Source organism: Angustibacter peucedani (assembly GCF_054779595.1).
On record NZ_BAAGXY010000116.1, the window covers coordinates 1 to 16,951 of the forward strand.

The 16,951-nt window shown below is 73.9% G+C and carries 21 protein-coding genes and 1 riboswitch; of the genes, 12 read left to right on the forward strand and 9 right to left on the reverse strand.

The window, feature by feature from the left end:
• The 4 genes from ACYVJ4_RS16790 to ACYVJ4_RS16805 all read left to right on the forward strand — a co-directional run.
• Positions 1 to 506 (forward strand): hypothetical protein (locus ACYVJ4_RS16790; RefSeq protein WP_460461238.1); only part of this gene is annotated, 506 nt, incomplete at its 5' end.
• 84 nt (positions 507 to 590) lie between these two features.
• A complete protein-coding gene (locus tag ACYVJ4_RS16795) occupies positions 591 to 1,241 on the forward strand; it encodes a copper resistance CopC family protein (protein ID WP_460461239.1) in 651 nt (216 codons plus the stop codon).
• A complete protein-coding gene (locus ACYVJ4_RS16800; protein WP_460461240.1) occupies positions 1,238 to 1,723 on the forward strand; it encodes a DoxX family protein in 486 nt (161 codons plus the stop codon). Before ACYVJ4_RS16795 ends, ACYVJ4_RS16800 begins: the two co-directional genes overlap by 4 nt.
• Complete coding sequence (locus ACYVJ4_RS16805; protein ID WP_460461241.1) at positions 1,720 to 2,472, forward strand: DsbA family protein; 753 nt, start codon at positions 1,720 to 1,722, stop codon at positions 2,470 to 2,472. Before ACYVJ4_RS16800 ends, ACYVJ4_RS16805 begins: the two co-directional genes overlap by 4 nt.
• A 17-nt stretch (positions 2,473 to 2,489) precedes the next feature.
• On the opposite strand, the gene ACYVJ4_RS16810 is transcribed toward ACYVJ4_RS16805, so the two are convergent.
• The 4 genes from ACYVJ4_RS16810 to ACYVJ4_RS16825 are packed head-to-tail and all read right to left on the reverse strand — an operon-like array spanning position 2,490 to position 5,614.
• Complete coding sequence (locus tag ACYVJ4_RS16810) at positions 2,490 to 3,563, reverse strand: ABC transporter ATP-binding protein (protein WP_460461242.1); 1,074 nt, start codon at positions 3,561 to 3,563, stop codon at positions 2,490 to 2,492.
• Positions 3,560 to 4,378, reverse strand: a complete 819-nt coding sequence (gene modB / locus ACYVJ4_RS16815) for a molybdate ABC transporter permease subunit (protein WP_460461243.1) — start codon at positions 4,376 to 4,378, stop codon at positions 3,560 to 3,562. The genes ACYVJ4_RS16810 and modB overlap by 4 nt, the downstream gene beginning before the upstream one ends.
• 4 nt (positions 4,379 to 4,382) lie before the next feature.
• Positions 4,383 to 5,207: a molybdate ABC transporter substrate-binding protein gene (gene modA, locus ACYVJ4_RS16820; protein ID WP_460461244.1), complete on the reverse strand. Its 825-nt coding sequence runs from the start codon at positions 5,205 to 5,207 to the stop codon at positions 4,383 to 4,385.
• Entirely contained in the window at positions 5,204 to 5,614 is a 411-nt protein-coding gene (locus ACYVJ4_RS16825; RefSeq protein ID WP_460461245.1) for a TOBE domain-containing protein, read from the reverse strand. The genes modA and ACYVJ4_RS16825 overlap by 4 nt, the downstream gene beginning before the upstream one ends.
• 119 nt (positions 5,615 to 5,733) lie before the next feature.
• Here ACYVJ4_RS16825 and ACYVJ4_RS16830 point away from each other — a divergent pair, with 119 nt between their 5' ends.
• The 4 genes from ACYVJ4_RS16830 (at position 5,734) to ACYVJ4_RS16845 (ending at position 8,158) form a co-directional block, all read left to right on the forward strand.
• Positions 5,734 to 6,303 (forward strand): GNAT family N-acetyltransferase, encoded by a 570-nt coding sequence (locus tag ACYVJ4_RS16830; RefSeq protein ID WP_460461246.1) that lies wholly within the window; start codon positions 5,734 to 5,736, stop codon positions 6,301 to 6,303.
• Positions 6,304 to 6,335: 32 nt separating this feature from the next.
• Positions 6,336 to 6,689, forward strand: a complete 354-nt coding sequence (locus ACYVJ4_RS16835; RefSeq protein ID WP_460461247.1) for a VOC family protein — start codon at positions 6,336 to 6,338, stop codon at positions 6,687 to 6,689.
• 22 nt (positions 6,690 to 6,711) lie between these two features.
• Positions 6,712 to 6,776, forward strand: a riboswitch (guanidine-III (ykkC-III) riboswitch).
• A gap of 11 nt (positions 6,777 to 6,787) precedes the next feature.
• Complete coding sequence (locus tag ACYVJ4_RS16840) at positions 6,788 to 7,102, forward strand: DMT family transporter (protein ID WP_460461248.1); 315 nt, start codon at positions 6,788 to 6,790, stop codon at positions 7,100 to 7,102.
• 75 nt (positions 7,103 to 7,177) lie between these two features.
• Entirely contained in the window at positions 7,178 to 8,158 is a 981-nt protein-coding gene (locus ACYVJ4_RS16845; protein WP_460461249.1) for an aldo/keto reductase, read from the forward strand.
• An 8-nt stretch (positions 8,159 to 8,166) separates the two neighbouring features.
• Here ACYVJ4_RS16845 and ACYVJ4_RS16850 read toward each other — a convergent pair whose 3' ends face one another.
• Entirely contained in the window at positions 8,167 to 8,634 is a 468-nt protein-coding gene (locus ACYVJ4_RS16850; protein WP_460461250.1) for a methyltransferase family protein, read from the reverse strand.
• A 3-nt stretch (positions 8,635 to 8,637) separates the two neighbouring features.
• Positions 8,638 to 9,342 carry a Type 1 glutamine amidotransferase-like domain-containing protein gene (locus ACYVJ4_RS16855; protein WP_460461251.1) on the reverse strand — a complete coding sequence of 235 codons (705 nt, stop codon included), beginning with the start codon at positions 9,340 to 9,342 and terminating at the stop codon, positions 8,638 to 8,640.
• Between the two features lie 101 nt (positions 9,343 to 9,443).
• Between ACYVJ4_RS16855 and ACYVJ4_RS16860 the strand changes: the two genes are divergently transcribed.
• Both ACYVJ4_RS16860 and ppsA read left to right on the forward strand, forming a co-directional pair.
• Positions 9,444 to 10,277: a pyruvate, water dikinase regulatory protein gene (locus tag ACYVJ4_RS16860; protein WP_460461252.1), complete on the forward strand. Its 834-nt coding sequence runs from the start codon at positions 9,444 to 9,446 to the stop codon at positions 10,275 to 10,277.
• A 50-nt stretch (positions 10,278 to 10,327) separates the two neighbouring features.
• Entirely contained in the window at positions 10,328 to 12,721 is a 2,394-nt protein-coding gene (gene ppsA / locus ACYVJ4_RS16865; protein ID WP_460461253.1) for a phosphoenolpyruvate synthase, read from the forward strand.
• On the opposite strand, the gene ACYVJ4_RS16870 is transcribed toward ppsA, so the two are convergent.
• Genes ACYVJ4_RS16870 through ACYVJ4_RS16880 form a run of 3 tightly spaced genes read right to left on the reverse strand, consistent with a single transcriptional unit; the run spans position 12,718 to position 15,287 of the window.
• Positions 12,718 to 13,227 (reverse strand): 2'-5' RNA ligase family protein, encoded by a 510-nt coding sequence (locus ACYVJ4_RS16870; protein WP_460461254.1) that lies wholly within the window; start codon positions 13,225 to 13,227, stop codon positions 12,718 to 12,720. The two genes, ppsA and ACYVJ4_RS16870, sit on opposite strands and share 4 nt — an antisense overlap.
• Positions 13,227 to 14,879 carry an FAD-binding dehydrogenase gene (locus ACYVJ4_RS16875; RefSeq protein WP_460461255.1) on the reverse strand — a complete coding sequence of 551 codons (1,653 nt, stop codon included), beginning with the start codon at positions 14,877 to 14,879 and terminating at the stop codon, positions 13,227 to 13,229. Before ACYVJ4_RS16875 ends, ACYVJ4_RS16870 begins: the two co-directional genes overlap by 1 nt.
• A 42-nt stretch (positions 14,880 to 14,921) precedes the next feature.
• Entirely contained in the window at positions 14,922 to 15,287 is a 366-nt protein-coding gene (locus ACYVJ4_RS16880) for a tetratricopeptide repeat protein (protein WP_460461256.1), read from the reverse strand.
• 191 nt (positions 15,288 to 15,478) lie between these two features.
• Here ACYVJ4_RS16880 and ACYVJ4_RS16885 point away from each other — a divergent pair, with 191 nt between their 5' ends.
• Positions 15,479 to 15,835: an FmdB family zinc ribbon protein gene (locus tag ACYVJ4_RS16885; protein WP_460461257.1), complete on the forward strand. Its 357-nt coding sequence runs from the start codon at positions 15,479 to 15,481 to the stop codon at positions 15,833 to 15,835.
• 102 nt (positions 15,836 to 15,937) lie between these two features.
• Positions 15,938 to 16,753, forward strand: coding sequence for an S-methyl-5'-thioadenosine phosphorylase (locus ACYVJ4_RS16890; protein WP_460461258.1), 816 nt, complete (start codon positions 15,938 to 15,940; stop codon positions 16,751 to 16,753).
• The last annotated feature ends 198 nt before the right edge of the window (positions 16,754 to 16,951 follow it).

Sequence of the window (16,951 nt, forward strand, 5' to 3'; positions counted from 1 at the left end):
GCCTGCTGGCGCTCGAGACGGCCGCGGTCGTCGTCCGCTGCGGCGCGGTGCTGCTGGCCGGACGCCGGGCGGGCGTCGTGGCCACGGGCGCCGCCCTGCTGGGCGCCGAGGCCGGGCTGCACGCGTGGTTCTCGCTGACGACCGGTGCGGCCTGCACCGTCACCGACGCGTTCACCGGTCACCACCACGCGGCCGCGTCCTGCCTGCCCGCGGTGACCGGAGCGACCACCACCGCGCCCGCGGCCGCGACGACGTCCGCCGGCCCCCTGATGCTCGGCGCGCACCTGGTCGCGGTGCTGGTCACCGCTGCCGTGCTCGCCCACGGCGAGGCCCTGCTGTGGCGGCTCGCCGGTCTCGCCCGCACCCGGCTGGTGCGCCTCGGCGACCCGGTGCGGGTCGTCGTCGCGCGGGCGCTCGCACCCGTCGCCGCCCTCGGGCGGCCGCGCCGGCTCGCGCTGCCCACCGCGGTCGGCCGGCGCGGACCCCCGGCGGTCGCCGTCGGCTGAGCCCCGCCTGCGCGGGTGCCGGACGACGTCCCGACCTCACCCGTACCGCCGGCCGTGCCGGCGTCACCAGACCGGAGCTCACCTGTGCACCTGCCCCACCGACGGCGGCACCGCCACCGACCGCCCGCCCGCCGCGCCCTCGCGCGGACGGGCCTGACCCTGCTCGCCACGACCGCGCTCGCCCTGGGCGGCGTGCTGGCGGCCGCGCCGGCCAGCGCCCACGACCAGCTCGAGAGCACCTCGCCCGCCGACGGCGCGTCCGTCGACGGACCGCGCGCGGTGAGCCTGACCTTCGGCGAGGCCGTGCTCGACGTCCCGACCGCGAACCGGGTCGTCGTGACCGGGCCGGACGGCGACGTCGAGGGCACGCTCGCCGTCGACGGCGCCGTGATGACCCTGACGTTCGCCGACCCGTTGCCGGGCGGCTCGTACCGCGTGCAGTGGCGCGCGGCCTCGGACGACGGGCACCCGGTGTCCGGCCGGTTCGCCTTCACCTCCACGGCGCCGCGGGCCACCGCCACCGCCACCGCCAGCCCGTCGACGTCGTCCGGCGCGGCGACGACCAGCCCGGCACCCACGACCACGACGCTGGACGCCGAGCCGGCCGCGGACGAGGCGGGCGGGCCCGGGCGCGTGCTGGTGCTCGGCCTGCTGCTGCTCGGCGCGCTGTGCGCCGGGACGATCGTGGCCGCCAAGCGCCGCGCCCGCGAGGGCCCGACCGAGGACGGCTCGTGACGCCGGGGCGCGGCCGCTGGCTGTGGCTGGCGACGGCGCTGCGGCTGGTGCTCGGTGGCGTGCTCGTCGTCGCCGGAGCGCTGAAGCTGCCCGACCCGGCGGTGTCGGTGCGGGCGGTACGGGCCTACCAGCTGCTGCCGGAGGGCGTCGTGCCCGCCGTCGGTCACGGTCTGCCGCTGCTCGAGATCGCCGTCGGGGCGTTGCTGCTGCTGGGTTTCGCCACCCGGTTCGCCGCCGTGGTGGGCGGGCTGCTGATGGTGGCGTTCATCATCGGCATCGTCTCGGCCGGCGTCCGCGGCCTGACCATCGACTGCGGTTGCTTCGGCGGCGGCGGGCAGGTCTCGGCCAACAACACGAAGTACACCCAGGAGGTCGTCCGCGACGCGCTGCTGCTCGTCGCCGCGGCCTACCTCGTCCGCTGGCCCGCGAGCCGGCTCTCGCTCGACCCCACCCCTCTCGCTGACAAGGAGCTCCCCGCATGACGTCCGGCAAGGCATCCCGAGAAGCCCGCGAGCTCAAGGCGGCCGAGCGCCGCGCCGCGGTGGCGCGCGCGGAGTCGCGCCGCAAGAACAGCGTCCGGATCGCGGTCGCGGTCGTCGTGGTGCTCGTCGTCGTCGGGTTCGGCGCGCTGGTGCAGTCCCAGCGCGGCGGCTCGAGCGCGGGCGACACCGCCGCCAACCCCGCGAACTCCTCGGGCACCGCCAACGCGGTGGTGACCGTGGGCCAGGCCAGCGCGAAGGTGCCGGTCACGATCTACCTGGACTTCCAGTGCCCGTTCTGCCAGCAGTTCGAGACGTCGGCCGGCGCCGAGCTGGCCGACTACGTGGCCAAGGGCGACGTCAAGGTCGAGTACCACCCGATCGCGTTCCTCGACGACGCGTCGACCACCAAGTACTCGACCCGGGCGCTGAACGCCGCGGCCTGCGTGGTGAACGGGACGCCCACGGCGTACCAGAAGTTCAGCGACCTGCTGTTCGCCAACCAGCCCAAGGAGGGCAGCGCCGGGTTGCCCGACTCCCAGCTCGCCTCGCTGGCGAAGCAGGCCGGGGCCGGTGACGTGTCGCAGTGCATCACCGACCGCACCTACGAGGGCTGGACCAAGCGGGTCACCGACCAGGCCAGCAAGGACAAGGTCAACAGCACGCCGACGGTGCTGGTGGGCGGCACGCAGCTGCAGCAGCCCACGGCCGCGGCGCTGAAGACGGCGGTCGACGCGGCCCTCAAGGGCTGACCGCAGCCGGACGGAGGTCAGGCGCCGGGGTCGGGGTAGATCTCGACCTCGGTCGCCTTGACCGACAGCCACACCGGGCTGCCGGGCGCGAGCCCCAGCTCGGCGACGGCCGCCGGCGTCACGTCGACCAGCACCGACGGCGTCGCCTCGACGTGCACGCGCACCCTGTCGTGCAACGGTTCCAGCCCGTCGACGACCCCCTGCCAGACGTTGCGCGCGCTGCCCGGTCCGGGTCGGTCGGCGTGCAGGCTGACCGCCGACGGCGGTACGGCCAGCAGGACGCGCCCGACGAGCCCGTGCGCGTCCGCGCCGCGCAGCACTCCCCCGCCGTCGACCTTCACGGCGCCCTCAGAAGCCCGGCCCGAGTAGAGGTTGAGCCCCACGAGCCGGGCGACGTAGTCGGTGGCCGGCCGCCGCGCAACCTCGGCCGGCCGCCCCTCCTGGACGACGCGCCCGGCCTCCACGACGAGCAGCCGGTCGGCCATGGCCATGGCCTCCACCGCGTCGTGCGACACCACGACGACCGGACCGCCGAACTCGACCAGGTGACGGCGCAGCGCCACGCGCACCTCGAGCCGGGCCCGGGCGTCGAGCGCGGCGAGCGGCTCGTCCAGCAGCAGCGCCTGCGGCCGGGTGGCGAGGGCGCGCGCCAGGGCGACCCGCTGCGCCTGCCCGCCCGACAGCTGCGCCGGACGACGTCCGGCCAGCTCGGAGAGGTCCAGCCGGTCGACCCAGTCCCTCGCGACCGCACGCGACCCCCGCCGCCCCAGCCCGGCCGAGCGGGCCCCGAACGCCACGTTGTCGAGCACCGACAGGTGCGGGAAGAGCCGGTAGTCCTGGAACACCAGGCCGACACCGCGGCGCTCGGGCGGCACGAGGTGGCCGGCGCCGTCGTCCAGGAGTCGTCCGCCGAGCTCGATCTGCCCGCGCTGCAACGGTTCCAGGCCTGCGACGGCGCGCAGCAGCGTGGTCTTGCCCGCGCCGTTGGGGCCGATGACGACGAGCACCTCGCCCGGCTCGACGTCGACCGCGAGCTCGGCGGTGAAGTCGCCGCGGACGACGGAGCCGTGCACGCGCAGCGGGCCGCTCACGAGCTGGTCCCGGCCCGCAGCCAGCGGTCGCGCAGCAGCGCGAGCACCAGCACCGACACGAGCAGCAGCACCAGGGACAGCGCGATCGCGGCGTCGGGATCGGTCTCGAGCGCGAGGTAGACCGCGAGCGGCATGGTCTGGGTGCGCCCCGGGAAGTTGCCCGCGAAGGTGATCGTGGCGCCGAACTCGCCCAGCGCCCGGGCCCAGCAGAGCACCGCCCCGGCGACGAGCGACGGCCCGATCATCGGCAGCGTCACCCGGCGGAACACGGTCATCCGGCTGGCTCCCAACGTCGCCGCCGCCTCGTCGAGCCCGCGGTCGGCTGCCCGGAACGCTCCCTCGACCGTGATGACGAGGAACGGCATCGCCACGAACGCCTCCGCCACCACGACCGCCGCGGTGGTGAACGGCAGCGTCACGCCGAACCACTCGTCCAGGTGCCGGCCCAGCACGCCGCGCCGCCCCAGCGCCATGAGGAGCGCGACGCCGCCGACGACCGGCGGCAGCACCAGCGGCACGGTCACCAGCGCGCGCAGCAGCGTGACCCCCGGCAGCCGCACTCGCGCCAGCACCCAGGCGAGGGGGACGCCGAGCACCACCGACACCGCCGTCGCGAGCGTGGCGCTCACCAGCGACAGCCGCAGCGCCTCCCCGACCTGGCCGCCCTGCAGCAGGTGCGGCATGCCCCGCCACGGCGCGCGCACGAGCAGCGCGACCAGGGGCAGCAGCAGGAACGCGACGGCGACGAGCGCGGGCACGGCGAGCGGCCAGGGGGCCCGGCGGTGGGCCGTCCCTCGTCGGGTCGCGGTGCTCACCCCGTCAGGGTGCCTGGAAACCCGCCGCCGTGAGCGCCGACGTGCCGTCGGCCGACAGCACGAAGTCGACGAAGGCCTGGGCCGTGGCGGCGTTCTTGGAGCTCTTGAGCGTCGCGATCGGGTAGGACGTCGAGGCGTTGACGTCGTCCGGGATCTCGACGCCCTTGACCTTGTCGCCCGCCGCGCGCACGTCGGTGACGTAGACGACGCCGGCGTCGGCCTCGCCGAGGGTCACCTTCGACAGCACGGCCTTGACGTCGGCCTCCTCGCTCACCGGCTTCACCGTGACGCCCGCGTTCGCGAAGACCTTGGCCGCGACCGTGCCGCAGGGCACCTGCGCCTGGCAGAGCACGACCTTCACGCCGGACTTCGCCAGGTCGCCGACGGCCGCGATGCCGGCCGGGTTGTCCGGCGGCACCGCGATCTCCATGACGTTCTTGGCGAAGTCCTTCGGGTCGGCGGCGTCGCCGGCGTCGGTGACCTGCCCCATGTTCTTCGGGCTCGCCGAGGCGAAGACGTCGGCGGGCGCGCCCTCGGTGATCTGCTGCGCCAGGCCCGAGCTCGGGCCGAAGCTGAAGGTCACCTTCGTGCCGGGGTGCGCGGCCTCGAAGCTCTTGCCCAGCGCGGTGAACGCCTCGGTCAGCGAGGCGGCGGCGAACACCGTGATGTCCCCCGTGACGCCGGCCGACGAGGTGGACGACGACGGGCCCCCCGCACCCGTCGTCGTCCCGTCGTCGCCGCAGGCGGTCACGACGAGCAGGAGCGCGGCGGCCGTGGTGGCCAGGCCGGCGCGGATCGAGGGACGACGGATCAGGGGACGGCGGGTCATGGCTGCTCCGGGAGCTCGACGACGACGTGCGTGGACTTCACCGAGGCGATCGCGAGGACGCCGGGCTCCAGGCCCAGCTCGTCGGCGGCCTCGCGGCTCATGAGCGACACCAGGCGGTGCGGACCGGACTGCACCTCGACCTGCGCCATGACGGTGTCGCGGACGACGCGGGTCACCAGCCCGACGAACCGGTTGCGGGCCGACTCGCCGACCACCGGTCGCGGCTGCGGGCGCTCGGCCGCGGCCGCCACCTCCTGCGCGAGCTGCGCCAGGTCGGCGCCCTCGACGACCTGGCGGCCGGCGCCGTCCGTGGTCGTGGGCACGCGCCCGGAGTCGACCCAGCGGCGCAGGGTGTCGTCGCTGACACCGAGCAGCTCGGCGGCCTCACGGATGCGGTAGAGGGGCACAGGCGCACTCTAGCCGCACCTGCGGCTCTGCGGTCCGGCCGGACCCGCAGGCGCGGAGACAGAGGATCCGGACGTCGGTCGTCCGGATCCTGTGCCAGCCTGCTCGACGAGGAGGGCACATGACCGGGTTCGAGATCAGGCCGCTGACCACCAGCACCTGGGACGCCTTCGCCGCGATGGTCGAGCGGCACGGCGGCGTCTTCGGCGGCTGCTGGTGCACGTGGTTCCACACCATGCCGTCGGAGAAGGAGCGCACCTACGAGGCCAACCGAGCGCTGAAGCAGCGGCTGGTCGAGGAGGGACGTGCGCACGCCGCGCTCGTGATGGACGGCGACGAGGCGATCGCGTGGGCGCAGTACGGCAGCCCCGACGAGCTGCCGAACATCTACCACCGCAAGCAGTACCTCGCCGAGCTGGACCAGCTGCCCGACTACCGCGTGACGTGCATCTTCGTCGACAAGCGTCACCGCCGCAGCGGCCTGTCAGCCGTTGCACTGCAAGGGGTCCTCGACCTCGTGGCCGCCGCCGGGGGCGGTCTGGTCGAGGGCTACCCGCACGACAACGACGGCGCGAAGAAGTCGGTGCTGTACGACGGCACGCGCGCGCTGTTCGAGCGCGCCGGGTTCGAGCACGTCCGGCCGAAAGGTCCGGGCAACTGCGTCATGCGCCGAACGGTCGACGCCGGCTGACCGGGAGGCCGACGTCCGGGCATGATGGCGGCATGGAACGCGTGCTGGGTGTGGGTGGGTACTTCCTGCGGGCGGCCGACCCGGCGGCGCTGGGCGCCTGGTACCGCGAGTGCCTCGGGCTCGATGCCGACGAGAACGGCCTGTGGCAGCCCGACGCCGGACCCACCGTCTTCGCGACCTTCGACGCGGACACCGACTACTTCGGCCGGCGCGAGCAGCAGACGATGCTGAACTTCCGCGTGCGCGACCTCGACGCGATGCTCGCCCAGCTGCGCGAGAAGGGCGCCGACGTCGCGGAGCAGACCGAGGACATGGACGGCGTCGGCCGCTTCGGCTGGGTCACCGACCCCGAGGGCCACCGCGTCGAGCTCTGGCAGCCCGCCTGACCGCCCCGGCGTGAGACGCTGGGTCGCGAGCCCCTCTGGCTCACCCGGACGAGGGAGCCGTACCCGGACAGCGACAAGACGGCCAGAGGGAGTTCGTCATGAGCTGGGTCGTGCTGGTCGTCTCCGGTGCCCTGGAAGCGGTCTGGGCCGTCGCGCTCGGTCGCAGCGAGGGCTTCTCGCGCCTCGCGCCGACGCTGGCCTTCGCCGGCGGCCTGGCGCTGAGCATGGTCGGCCTCGCGTACGCGATGCGCACCCTGCCCGTCGGCACCGCGTACGCGGTGTGGGTCGGCATCGGCGCCTCCCTGACCGTCACGTACGCGATGCTGACGGGAGAGGAGCCCGTGAGCCTCGTGCGGGTTCTGCTGGTGCTGGGCGTCGTGGGCTGCGTCGCCGGCCTGAAGCTCACGCACTGACCATCGCGCCGGTGCGCCCAGCGGCCGCCGGGGTGAGACTGGGACGGACCACGCGGCAGACGACGGGAGCGGCAGATGAGGACGCGGACGTTGGGGCAGGGCCTGCAGGTGTCGGCGCTCGGCCTGGGGTGCATGGGCATCAGCCAGAGCTTCGGGCCGTCGCCCGAGCGGCCGGTCATGGTCGACTTCCTGCGGCAGGCGGTCGAGCACGGCGTCACCCTGTTCGACACCGCCGAGGTCTACGGCCCGTACGACAACGAGGAGGTCGTCGGCGAGGCGCTGGAGCCGGTGCGCGACCGCGTCGTCATCGCGACGAAGTTCGGCTTCTCGCTCGACGAGAGCGACCGCAAGCTCGACAGCCGGCCCGAGCACGTGCGTGAGGCGCTGGAGGGATCGTTGCGCCGGCTGCGCACCGACCACGTCGACCTGCTCTACCAACACCGGGTCGACCCCGAGGTGCCGCCCGAGGACGTCGCCGGCACCGTCGGCGAGCTGGTGGCCGAGGGCAAGGTCCGGTACTTCGGCCTGTCCGAGGCCGGCGTCGACGTCATCCGCCGCGCCCACGCCGTGCACCCCGTGACCGCGCTGCAGAGCGAGTACTCGCTGTTCTGGCGGGAGCCCGAGGGTGCGATCCGCGACACCCTCGACGAGCTCGGCATCGGCTTCGTCCCGTTCAGCCCGTTGGGTCGTGGGTTCCTCACCGGCACGGTCGACGCCACGACCGAGTTCTCCGAGGGCGACATCCGCGCCGGGCTGCCGCGGTTCACCGTCGAGGCCCGCGAGGCCAACCTCGCGCTCGTCGAGCGGGTGAAGGTCGTCGCCGCACGCCTCGACGCCACGCCCGGACAGGTCGCGCTCGCCTGGCTGCTGGCGCAGGGCGAGCAGGTCGTGCCGATCCCCGGCACGCGCCGCATCTCCCGCCTGGACGAGAACCTCGGCGCCGCCGACCTCGAGCTCACGACCGAGGACCTCGCCGAGCTGGACGACGCGTCGACCCAGGTGAAGATCGTGGGCGAGCGCTACCCCGAGGCCATGCAGCAGATGGTCAACCGCTAGCCGCGGCGCTACAGCCAGCGGCGCACCCGGCGGCGGTAGGCGTCGTACGGCTCGCCGAACTGCTCGTGGAGGAACCGCTCCTCGGGCAGGACCGCGCCCCACCGCACCAGCACCACCGCGACCGGCAGGAGCAGCAGCGCCCAGGTGCTCGGCGCCAGCAGCGCGAGCGCCAGGTAGAGCCCGAGCAGCCCGACGTACAACGGGTTGCGGGACAACCGGTACGGGCCCTCCTCGATCATCTCCAGCGTCGCCTGGCCGGGCAGCAGCCCGGTGTTGTGCCGCGCGAACAGCAGCAGCGACCACCCGTTCCAGACCGCGAAGAGCGCCACGAGGACCCAGCCGACCGCCGTCCGCCAGCCGCCGAGCGCGAAGGGGTCGCCGGCCTGCCGCGTCAGCACCCAGCCGACGACCCACGGCAGTCCGATCGCGACGGGCGGCCACAGCCGGAACGAGACGACGTCGTCCGGGCCGCGCACGGCTCAGTCCGCCTGCGCCGCAACGGGTTCAGCGGCCTCGAAGTACCGCCACCGTCCCCCGCCGACCACCTCGACGACGCCGTCGTCGACGGAGATCGCGCACGCGTCGTCCATCGCGTAGGCCGCGACGTCGATGCCCGCCACCCACTCCTCGGCCTCGGCCATCGAGTTGCCGGGCTGGCCGTCGGGCGCGAGGTGCGGGCAGATGGCGAAGTCCACCAGGCCGAGCGTCGTGTCGGTGTACCCGGACGGCGGCTCCCACTGCACGAAGTCGCGACCCACCCGCGGCGCCATCACCATGCTGCCCGCGCTGAGCCCGACCCAGACCGCGTCGAGCGACGGCAGCAGCTCGGCCAGCCCGGACTCCTGCAGCCAGTGGCATAGGTAGATGACGTCGCCACCCGCCACCAGCAGCACGTCGGCCTGCTGCACGAGCGGCACCCAGGCGTCGCGGTCGATGCTCGGCAGCGCCGTCAGCTCGAGGATGCCGACCGATCGCCAGCCCAGCGACACCATCGGGAGCTCGTCGGCGCCGGTGCCGGTGATGAACCCCCACGGCCGGGTGCCGGGTCCCACCCTCGGGTGGCCGTACTGCGCCGTGGGGATGCAGAGCGCGTCGCACTCCGAGATCGGCTTGCCGAGCAGCTCGACCAGCCGGTCGTGGATCCCCTGGTTCGCGACACCGGCAGCGGTGAGCAGCATCTTCACGCCGCCGAACCTACCGCCGCCAGGACGCCGGCGGAGCGGTACGGCAAGGTGTACCCGTCGTCCCGCCGTCCGGGCAGGTCGCCGTCGTGGAGGTGCAACCGGTGAGCACGTCGTCCGAGGGCGCGGCCACCCCGGTGTTCTTCGTCGCGGGCGGCACCGGCATCTCGGCCGAGACGCTGGGCAACCTGATGCTGCAGCAGTTCCCCTCCCTGACGTTCCGGCGCCGCAAGTTCCCCTTCGTGACGACCGTCGAGCAGGCGCGCGACGTCCGGGCGCGCCTGGACGAGGCCTGCACCGACTCCGTGACGCCGCTCGTGTTCTCGTCGGTGTCGGACGACGCCGTCCGGCACGAGCTGCAGCAGACGCGGTGCACGTTCATCGACTTCATCGGCGCGCACCTCGACACGGTCGAGCGGGTGCTCCACGTCAACGCCACCCACGGCGTCGCGTCGCTGCACGGGCTGGGCGACACCCGCCGCTACGACCTGCGGATGAAGGCCATCGAGTACGCGATGGAGCACGACGACGGGGCGAGCGTGCGCCACCTCGAGGCCGCCGACCTGATCCTCGTGGCGCCCTCGCGCTGCGGCAAGACGCCGACGTCCATGTACCTCGCGCTGCAGCACGGGCTCAAGGTGGCCAACTACCCGCTGGTCGACGAGGACTTCGAGAGCAACGACGTCCCGCGCCCGATCCGCGGGCTGGTCGACCGTTGCTTCGGCCTGCTGTCGACGCCTGCCCGGCTCAGCCAGGTGCGCACCGAGCGACGTCCGGGGTCGACGTACGCCACGCTGGCGCAGTGCAGCTTCGAGCTGCGCCGGGCCGAGGCGCTCTACCGCGCCCATCGCATCCCGTCGATCAACTCGGCCTCGATGTCGGTGGAGGAGATGGCAGCCGTCATCATGCAGAGCAGCAAGCTTCCCGGGCAGCTCTGAGCCCGGGCACGACAGGCGGCGACGGAGCCGCCGGGAGAGAGGACACCGCCGTGACCGGCAACAGCCCCAACGTCGCGTGGTTCGCCGACCTCGGTCTGGCCGACGTCGAGGAGGTGGGCGGCAAGAACGCCTCGCTCGGCGAGATGGTGCAGCACCTGGCCGCGGCCGGCGTGCGGGTGCCGGACGGCTTCGCGACGACTGCCGAGGCGTACCGCCGGTTCCTCGCGCACGAGGGCCTCGCCGACCGCGTGAACCAGCTGCTCGCCGACCTCGACGTCGAAGACACCCGGGCGCTGACCGCCGTCGGCGGCCAGATCCGCGAGGCGGTCGAGGCCCAGCCGTTCCCGGCCGACCTGGAGGCCGACATCCGCGCGGCCTACGAGCGGCTGGTGGCCGAGAACGGCGAGGAGGCCAGCTTCGCCGTCCGCTCCAGCGCGACCGCCGAGGACCTGCCCGACGCCTCGTTCGCCGGGCAGCAGGAGACGTTCCTCAACGTCCGCGGCATCGACGGCGTGCTGCTGGCCATCAAGCGGGTCTTCGCCTCGCTCTACAACGACCGGGCCATCGCCTACCGCGTGCACAGCGACTTCGACCACTCGGTGGTGGCGCTGTCGGCCGGCGTGCAGCGCATGGTGCGCTCGGACGTCGGCGCGTCGGGCGTGATGTTCACGATCGACACCGAGTCCGGCTTCCCCGACGCCGTGTTCGTCACCAGCAGCTACGGGCTGGGCGAGGCCGTCGTGCAGGGCGCGGTGAACCCCGACGAGTTCTACGTCTACAAGCCGGCGCTGCGGGCCGGGCGACCCGCCGTCCTCAAGCGCGGCGTGGGCGCCAAGGCGACCAAGATGGTCTACACCGACGACGCCGAGGTCGGCCGCACGACCGAGTTCGTCCCGGTCGACGAGGCCGAGCGCTCGCGGCTGAGCCTGACCGACGCCGAGGTCACCGAGCTCGCCCGGCACGCCCTCGCGATCGAGGAGCACTACGGCCGCCCGATGGACGTCGAGTGGGGCCGTGACGGCGTCGACGGCCTGCTCTACGTGCTGCAGGCGCGTCCCGAGACGGTCAAGTCGCGGCAGAGCGGGTCGAGCCTGCAGCGCTTCCGCCTCGACGAGCGCGGGCCGGTGCTGGCCGAGGGCCGCGCCATCGGGCAGAAGATCGGGGCCGGCCGCGTGCGGCTGCTCGAGACGCCCGAGCAGATGCACGACTTCGAGGCCGGCGACGTCCTCGTGGCCGACATGACCGACCCCGACTGGGAGCCGATCATGAAGCGCGCCAGCGCGATCGTCACCAACCGCGGCGGCCGCACCTGCCACGCGGCGATCATCGCGCGCGAGCTCGGCATCCCCGCGGTCGTGGGCACCGGCTCGGCGACCAGGGCCCTCCAGGAGGGCCAGGAGGTCACGGTGTCGGCCGCCGAGGGCGACACCGGCCTGGTCTACGAGGGGCTGCGCAAGTTCACCGTCACCGAGACCGCCCTCGACGACATGCCGGACCTGCCGGTCAAGATCATGATGAACGTCGGGACGCCGGACCAGGCCTTCGAGTTCTCGCGCCTGCCGCACCACGGGGTCGGCCTCGCGCGGCTGGAGTTCATCATCAACCGGCAGATCGGCATCCACCCGCGCGCGCTGCTCGAGCTCGACCAGCAGGAGCCCGACGTCAAGGCCGAGATCGAGGCCCTGATCGCGGCCTACGACAGCCCGCGCGACTTCTTCGTGCAGCGCGTGGCCGAGGGCATCTCGATGCTCGCGGCCGCCTTCGCGCCCGAGCCGGTCATCGTGCGGATGTCGGACTTCAAGTCGAACGAGTACGCCGGCCTGCTCGGCGGCCGCCGGTACGAGCCCGACGAGGAGAACCCGATGATCGGGTACCGCGGCGCGGCCCGGTACCTGTCGGACGACTTCGCCGAGTGCTTCGCGATGGAGGCGGCCGCGCTGCGGCACGTCCGCGACGAGATGGGCCTGACCAACGTCAAGGTGATGATCCCGTTCGTCCGCACCGTCGAGGAGGCCCAGGGCGTCATCGAGCTGCTGGGCACGCACGGGCTGCGCCGCGGCGAGAACGATCTGCAGGTCGTGATGATGTGCGAGGTGCCGTCGAACGCCGTGCTGGCCGACGCCTTCCTCGACCACTTCGACGGCTTCTCGATCGGGTCGAACGACCTGACCCAGCTGACCCTGGGGCTGGACCGCGACTCCGGCCTGGTCGCCGCCGCCTTCGACGAGCGCGACCCGGCGGTCAAGCGGATGCTCTCGATGGCCATCGAGGCGTGCAAGGCGCGCGGCAAGTACGTCGGGATCTGCGGTCAGGGGCCGTCCGACCACCCGGACCTCGCCGAGTGGCTGCTCGACCAGGGCATCGAGTCGATGTCGCTGAACCCGGACACCGTCGTCGAGACCTGGCTGCGGCTGGCGAAGCACGCGTCCGGGACGCCGAGCTAGCCCGGTGGCGGCCAGCGCTGCAGCAGCGTCCACGGGCCGCCGTCGTACCGCCACAGCTCGAGCCCGACGGCCTGCGTCGTCACCGGCACGAAGGTCGCGCGCAGCCGGTCGAGCGTGGCCCGTGCGACGTCCGGCGCGACCTTGTTCTGCACGGTGACGTGCGGGCGCCAGGGCTGGGCGTCCTGCCGGGTGAGGTGCGGCCGCCAGCGGTCCTGCAGCTGCTGGTGCAGGTGCAGCGCTGCGGGCGACGCCAGTCGGTAGGCCACGCCGCGACCGAGGGAGACGACCTCGGTGACGTCGACCGGGAACGGCAGGTGGTCGGCCGCCTGCGCGAGCTCGCCCTCGACGTCCGGACGCAGGGAGGCCGGCAGGGCGTGGAACATCGTGACGTGCGCCCCGACCTCGGTGCGCCCGGCCGGGAACAGCGCCCTCCGCTCGGCCTCGAACCGTTGCTGCACCACGGTTTCGAGCTGCAGCGTGACGACGAGCGGTCGCTCGCCGGGCATCAGGCGGTGGCGGCGGCCGCGGCGCGTCCTGCGGCGCGGCCGCTGAACAGGCAGCCGCCGAGGAACGTCCCCTCGAGCGACCGGTAGCCGTGCACGCCGCCGCCGCCGAAGCCAGCCACCTCGCCGGCCGCGTACAGGCCGGGCAGCGGCTCGCCGTCCGGGCGCAGCACGCGGGACTGCAGGTCGGTCTCGAGCCCGCCCAGGGTCTTGCGGGTCAGCACGCGCAGCCGGACGGCGATCAGCGGCCCCGCCTTGGGGTCGAGCAGCCGGTGCGGCGTGGCGGTGCGGATCAACTTGTCGCCGCGGTAGCGCCGGGCGCCGTGGATCGCGGTGACCTGCAGGTCCTTGGTGAAGTCGTTCTCGATCTCGCGGTCGCGGGCGAGCACCTGGCGCTCGAGCTCGTCGTGGTCGACGAGCGCCTCGCCGGTGACGGCGTTCATGCCGTCGACCAGGTCGCGCAGGGTGTCGCGGACGACGAAGTCGGCGCCGTGCTGCTTGAACGCCTCGACCGGTGCGGGCGCGCCCGGCTTGACCCGCGACAGCACCTGGCGGACGTCCTTGCCGGTCAGGTCGGGGTTCTGCTCCGAGCCCGAGAGCGCGAACTCCTTCTCGATGATCTTCTGGGTCAGGACGAACCACGTGTGGTCGTGCCCGGTGCGCAGGATGTGCTCGAGCGTGCCGAGGGTGTCGAAGCCGGGGAACAGCGGCACCGGCAGCCGTCGTCCGGTGGCGTCGACCCACAGGGACGACGGGCCGGGAAGGATCCGGATGCCGTGGCCCGGCCAGATCGGGTCCCAGTTCGCGATGCCCTCGGTGTAGTGCCACATGCGGTCGCGGTTCACGACCGACCCGCCGGCCTGCTCGCTGATGCCGATCATCCGGCCGTCGACGTGCGCCGGGACGCCGGTCAGCATCTCGGCGGGCGGCGCGCCCAGCCGCTCGGGCCAGCTCTCGCGCACCAGGTCGTGGTTGCCGCCGATGCCCCCGGACGTGACGACCACGGCCTGCGCCGAGAGCGCGAACTGCCCCACGACATCGCGGGACGACGGCTCGCCGCGCCGCACGTCGCTGGGCGCGAGCACGCTGCCGCGCACGCCGTCGACGACGCCGTCGGTGACGCCCAGCCCGTCGACCCGGTGGCGCGGCGCGTAGCGCACGAGGCCGCGCGCGATGCCCTCGCGCACCCGGCGCTCGAACGGCGCGACCACCCCCGGGCCGGTGCCCCACGTGATGTGGAAGCGCGGCACCGAGTTGCCCGGCCCGTCGGCGAGGTACCCGCCGCGCTCGGCCCACCCGACCACCGGGAAGAAGCGCAGCCCCTGCTCGTGCAGCCAGGCGCGCTTCTCGGTGGCGGCCCACTCGACGTACGCGCGGGCCCAGCGCCGCGGCCAGCGGTCCTCGCGCTCGCGGTCGAAGCCGGCGGTGCCGAGCCAGTCCTGCCAGGCGAGGTCCAGCGAGTCCTTGATGCCCATGCGGCGCTGCTCGGGGCTGTCGACCAGGAACAGGCCGCCGAACGACCAGAACGCCTGGCCGCCCAGGGACCCCTCGGGTTCCTGGTCGACGAGCACGACCCGTCGTCCGGCGTCCACCAGCTCGGCGGTGGCGACCAGCCCGGCCAGCCCGGCCCCGACCACGACGACGTCAGCGTCCATGCGCCGCATCGTGCCAGGTCAGGGCTGGGTCGTGCCGGGGGCTCAGCCCGCGATCCGCACCGTGTCGTCGGCGTACGCCACGTGCTCGTCGCGCGGGTCGAGCGCGGCGGCCAGCCGCAGCCACTGCCGGGCCTCGTCGCGCCGGCCCATCCGGGTCAGCGTGCGGCCGAGCAGGTGCGCGGCCTCGGCGTCCGACGGGTCGGCCTCGACCAGCCGGGCGGTGATGTCGCGGGCGCGGCCCAGCGCGGCGAAGCGGTAGCACGCGAGCGCGAGCAGCCGCTGGGCCGCCGGGCTGGCCAGGTCGTCGGCGTCCATGCGCTCGAGCGTGCTGACGGCGTGCCGCGGGTGACCGTCCTGCAGGGACTGCTCGGCCAGCCGGAAGAGCTCGTAGCCGGTGTTGGTCGTCATCGGTGCCCTCCTCGGGGCCGGTGCGGCCGGGGTGGCCGCGGTCGAGCGGTCAACGCCGTCGTCCGGTGCGGCATTCCGTGCGGAATCGGCACGTCGACGGCGGCGTTGCACGACCCGTACACTTGGCACTCGTTCGCCCGGAGTGCCAACCAGAGCCGAGACCGGGTCGCCGTACCTGTGGAGGGGCCCAGATGCCGACGTACGACTACGCCTGCACCCACTGCGACCACGCCTTCGAGGTGTTCCAGGCGTTCACGGACGACGCGCTCACCGAGTGCCCCGAGTGCGGGGGCCGCCTGCGCAAGGTCTTCGGATCGGTGGGGGTGGTCTTCAAGGGTTCGGGCTTCTACCGCACCGACTCGCGCGGCACCTCGTCGTCGGTGCCGGCCGGCAAGGCCGACGGCTCGTCCGGCAGCAAGGGCGAGAGCGGGTCCGCCGGCAAGAGCGACAGCTCGTCGACCTCGAGCTCGTCCGGCTCGTCGTCCAGCTCGTCCGGCTCGTCGTCCAGCGGCGGCTCGTCCACCGGCGGGTCGACCTCCGCGGCCTGAGCCCGTCGCCGTCGTCCACCGGTGGACGACGGCTCCCCCGCCGTCCACAGGGCGGCCGCACCCGTCGTCCGGACGTCGTCCGCCGCACCTAGTCTGCGGGGCATGAGCGATCCCACCGCCCCCGTCGGCGTCATCGGCGGCTCCGGCTTCTACGCCTTCCTCGACGACACCCGCGAGGTCGAGGTCGACACGCCGTTCGGCCCGCCGAGCGACCCGCTGACGCTCGGCGAGGTGGGCGGCCGGCCGGTGGCGTTCGTGCCGCGGCACGGGCGCGACCACCGCTTCCCGCCGCACCGGGTCAACTACCGAGCCAACCTGTGGGCCCTGCGGTCGGTGGGCGTGCGGCAGGTGCTGGCCCCCTGCGCCGTCGGCTCGTTGCGCGCCGACCAGGGGCCGGGGACGCTCGTGCTGCCCGACCAGGTGGTCGACCGCACGTGGGGTCGCGAGCACACGGTCTACGGCGACGAGGGCCCGGTCGTGCACGTCTCGCTCGCCGACCCGTACTGCCCGCGCGGACGTCGGGTGGTGGCCGACGTCGGCGCCGCGGCGGGCGAGGCGGTGGTCGACGGCGGCACGCTGGTGGTCATCAACGGGCCGCGCTTCTCGACACGGGCCGAGTCGCAGTGGCACGCGGCCGCCGGCTGGTCGGTCGTCGGCATGACGGGGATGCCCGAGGCGTCGATCGCCCGCGAGCTCGCCCTGTGCTTCACCTCGATCGCCCTCGTCACCGACCTCGACGCCGGGGTCGAGAGCGGCGAGGGCGTCACGCACCACGAGGTGCTGGAGGTGTTCGCGCGCAACGTCGAACGCCTCAAGGGGCTGCTGTCGCAGGTGGTGCCGGCCATGCCCGACGACGCCGAGGACTGCACGTGCCGGCACGCGCTCGACGGGCAGCGGCTGCCCTTCGAGCTGCCGTGACGCCGGCAACGCTGCTGGCTCGTCTCCCCCGCGGTCGCCCACGTCCCGCGTCACCCGCGGGCTGGGTCCCGTTGCGTCGCAGGGGTCCTGGGCTGCGCCGCTGGCTCGCCGCCGGGTGCGTCGCGGCCGCGGCCGCCGTCGCGCTGCCAGTGCTCGCGCCCGACCCGACGGCCGGACGCGTCGCGGTGCTCGTGGCGG

Coding starts and splice junctions, on each gene's coding strand:
- ACYVJ4_RS16805 (WP_460461241.1), top strand. CDS start 1,720: ATGACGTCCGGCAAGGCATCCCGAGAAGCCCGCGAGCTCAAGGCGGCC.
- modA (WP_460461244.1), bottom strand. CDS start 5,207: ATGACCCGCCGTCCCCTGATCCGTCGTCCCTCGATCCGCGCCGGCCTG.
- ACYVJ4_RS16830 (WP_460461246.1), top strand. CDS start 5,734: ATGACCGGGTTCGAGATCAGGCCGCTGACCACCAGCACCTGGGACGCC.
- ACYVJ4_RS16835 (WP_460461247.1), top strand. CDS start 6,336: ATGGAACGCGTGCTGGGTGTGGGTGGGTACTTCCTGCGGGCGGCCGAC.
- ACYVJ4_RS16840 (WP_460461248.1), top strand. CDS start 6,788: ATGAGCTGGGTCGTGCTGGTCGTCTCCGGTGCCCTGGAAGCGGTCTGG.
- ACYVJ4_RS16845 (WP_460461249.1), top strand. CDS start 7,178: ATGAGGACGCGGACGTTGGGGCAGGGCCTGCAGGTGTCGGCGCTCGGC.
- ACYVJ4_RS16870 (WP_460461254.1), bottom strand. CDS start 13,227: ATGCCCGGCGAGCGACCGCTCGTCGTCACGCTGCAGCTCGAAACCGTG.
- ACYVJ4_RS16875 (WP_460461255.1), bottom strand. CDS start 14,879: ATGGACGCTGACGTCGTCGTGGTCGGGGCCGGGCTGGCCGGGCTGGTC.
- ACYVJ4_RS16880 (WP_460461256.1), bottom strand. CDS start 15,287: ATGACGACCAACACCGGCTACGAGCTCTTCCGGCTGGCCGAGCAGTCC.
- ACYVJ4_RS16885 (WP_460461257.1), top strand. CDS start 15,479: ATGCCGACGTACGACTACGCCTGCACCCACTGCGACCACGCCTTCGAG.
- ACYVJ4_RS16890 (WP_460461258.1), top strand. CDS start 15,938: ATGAGCGATCCCACCGCCCCCGTCGGCGTCATCGGCGGCTCCGGCTTC.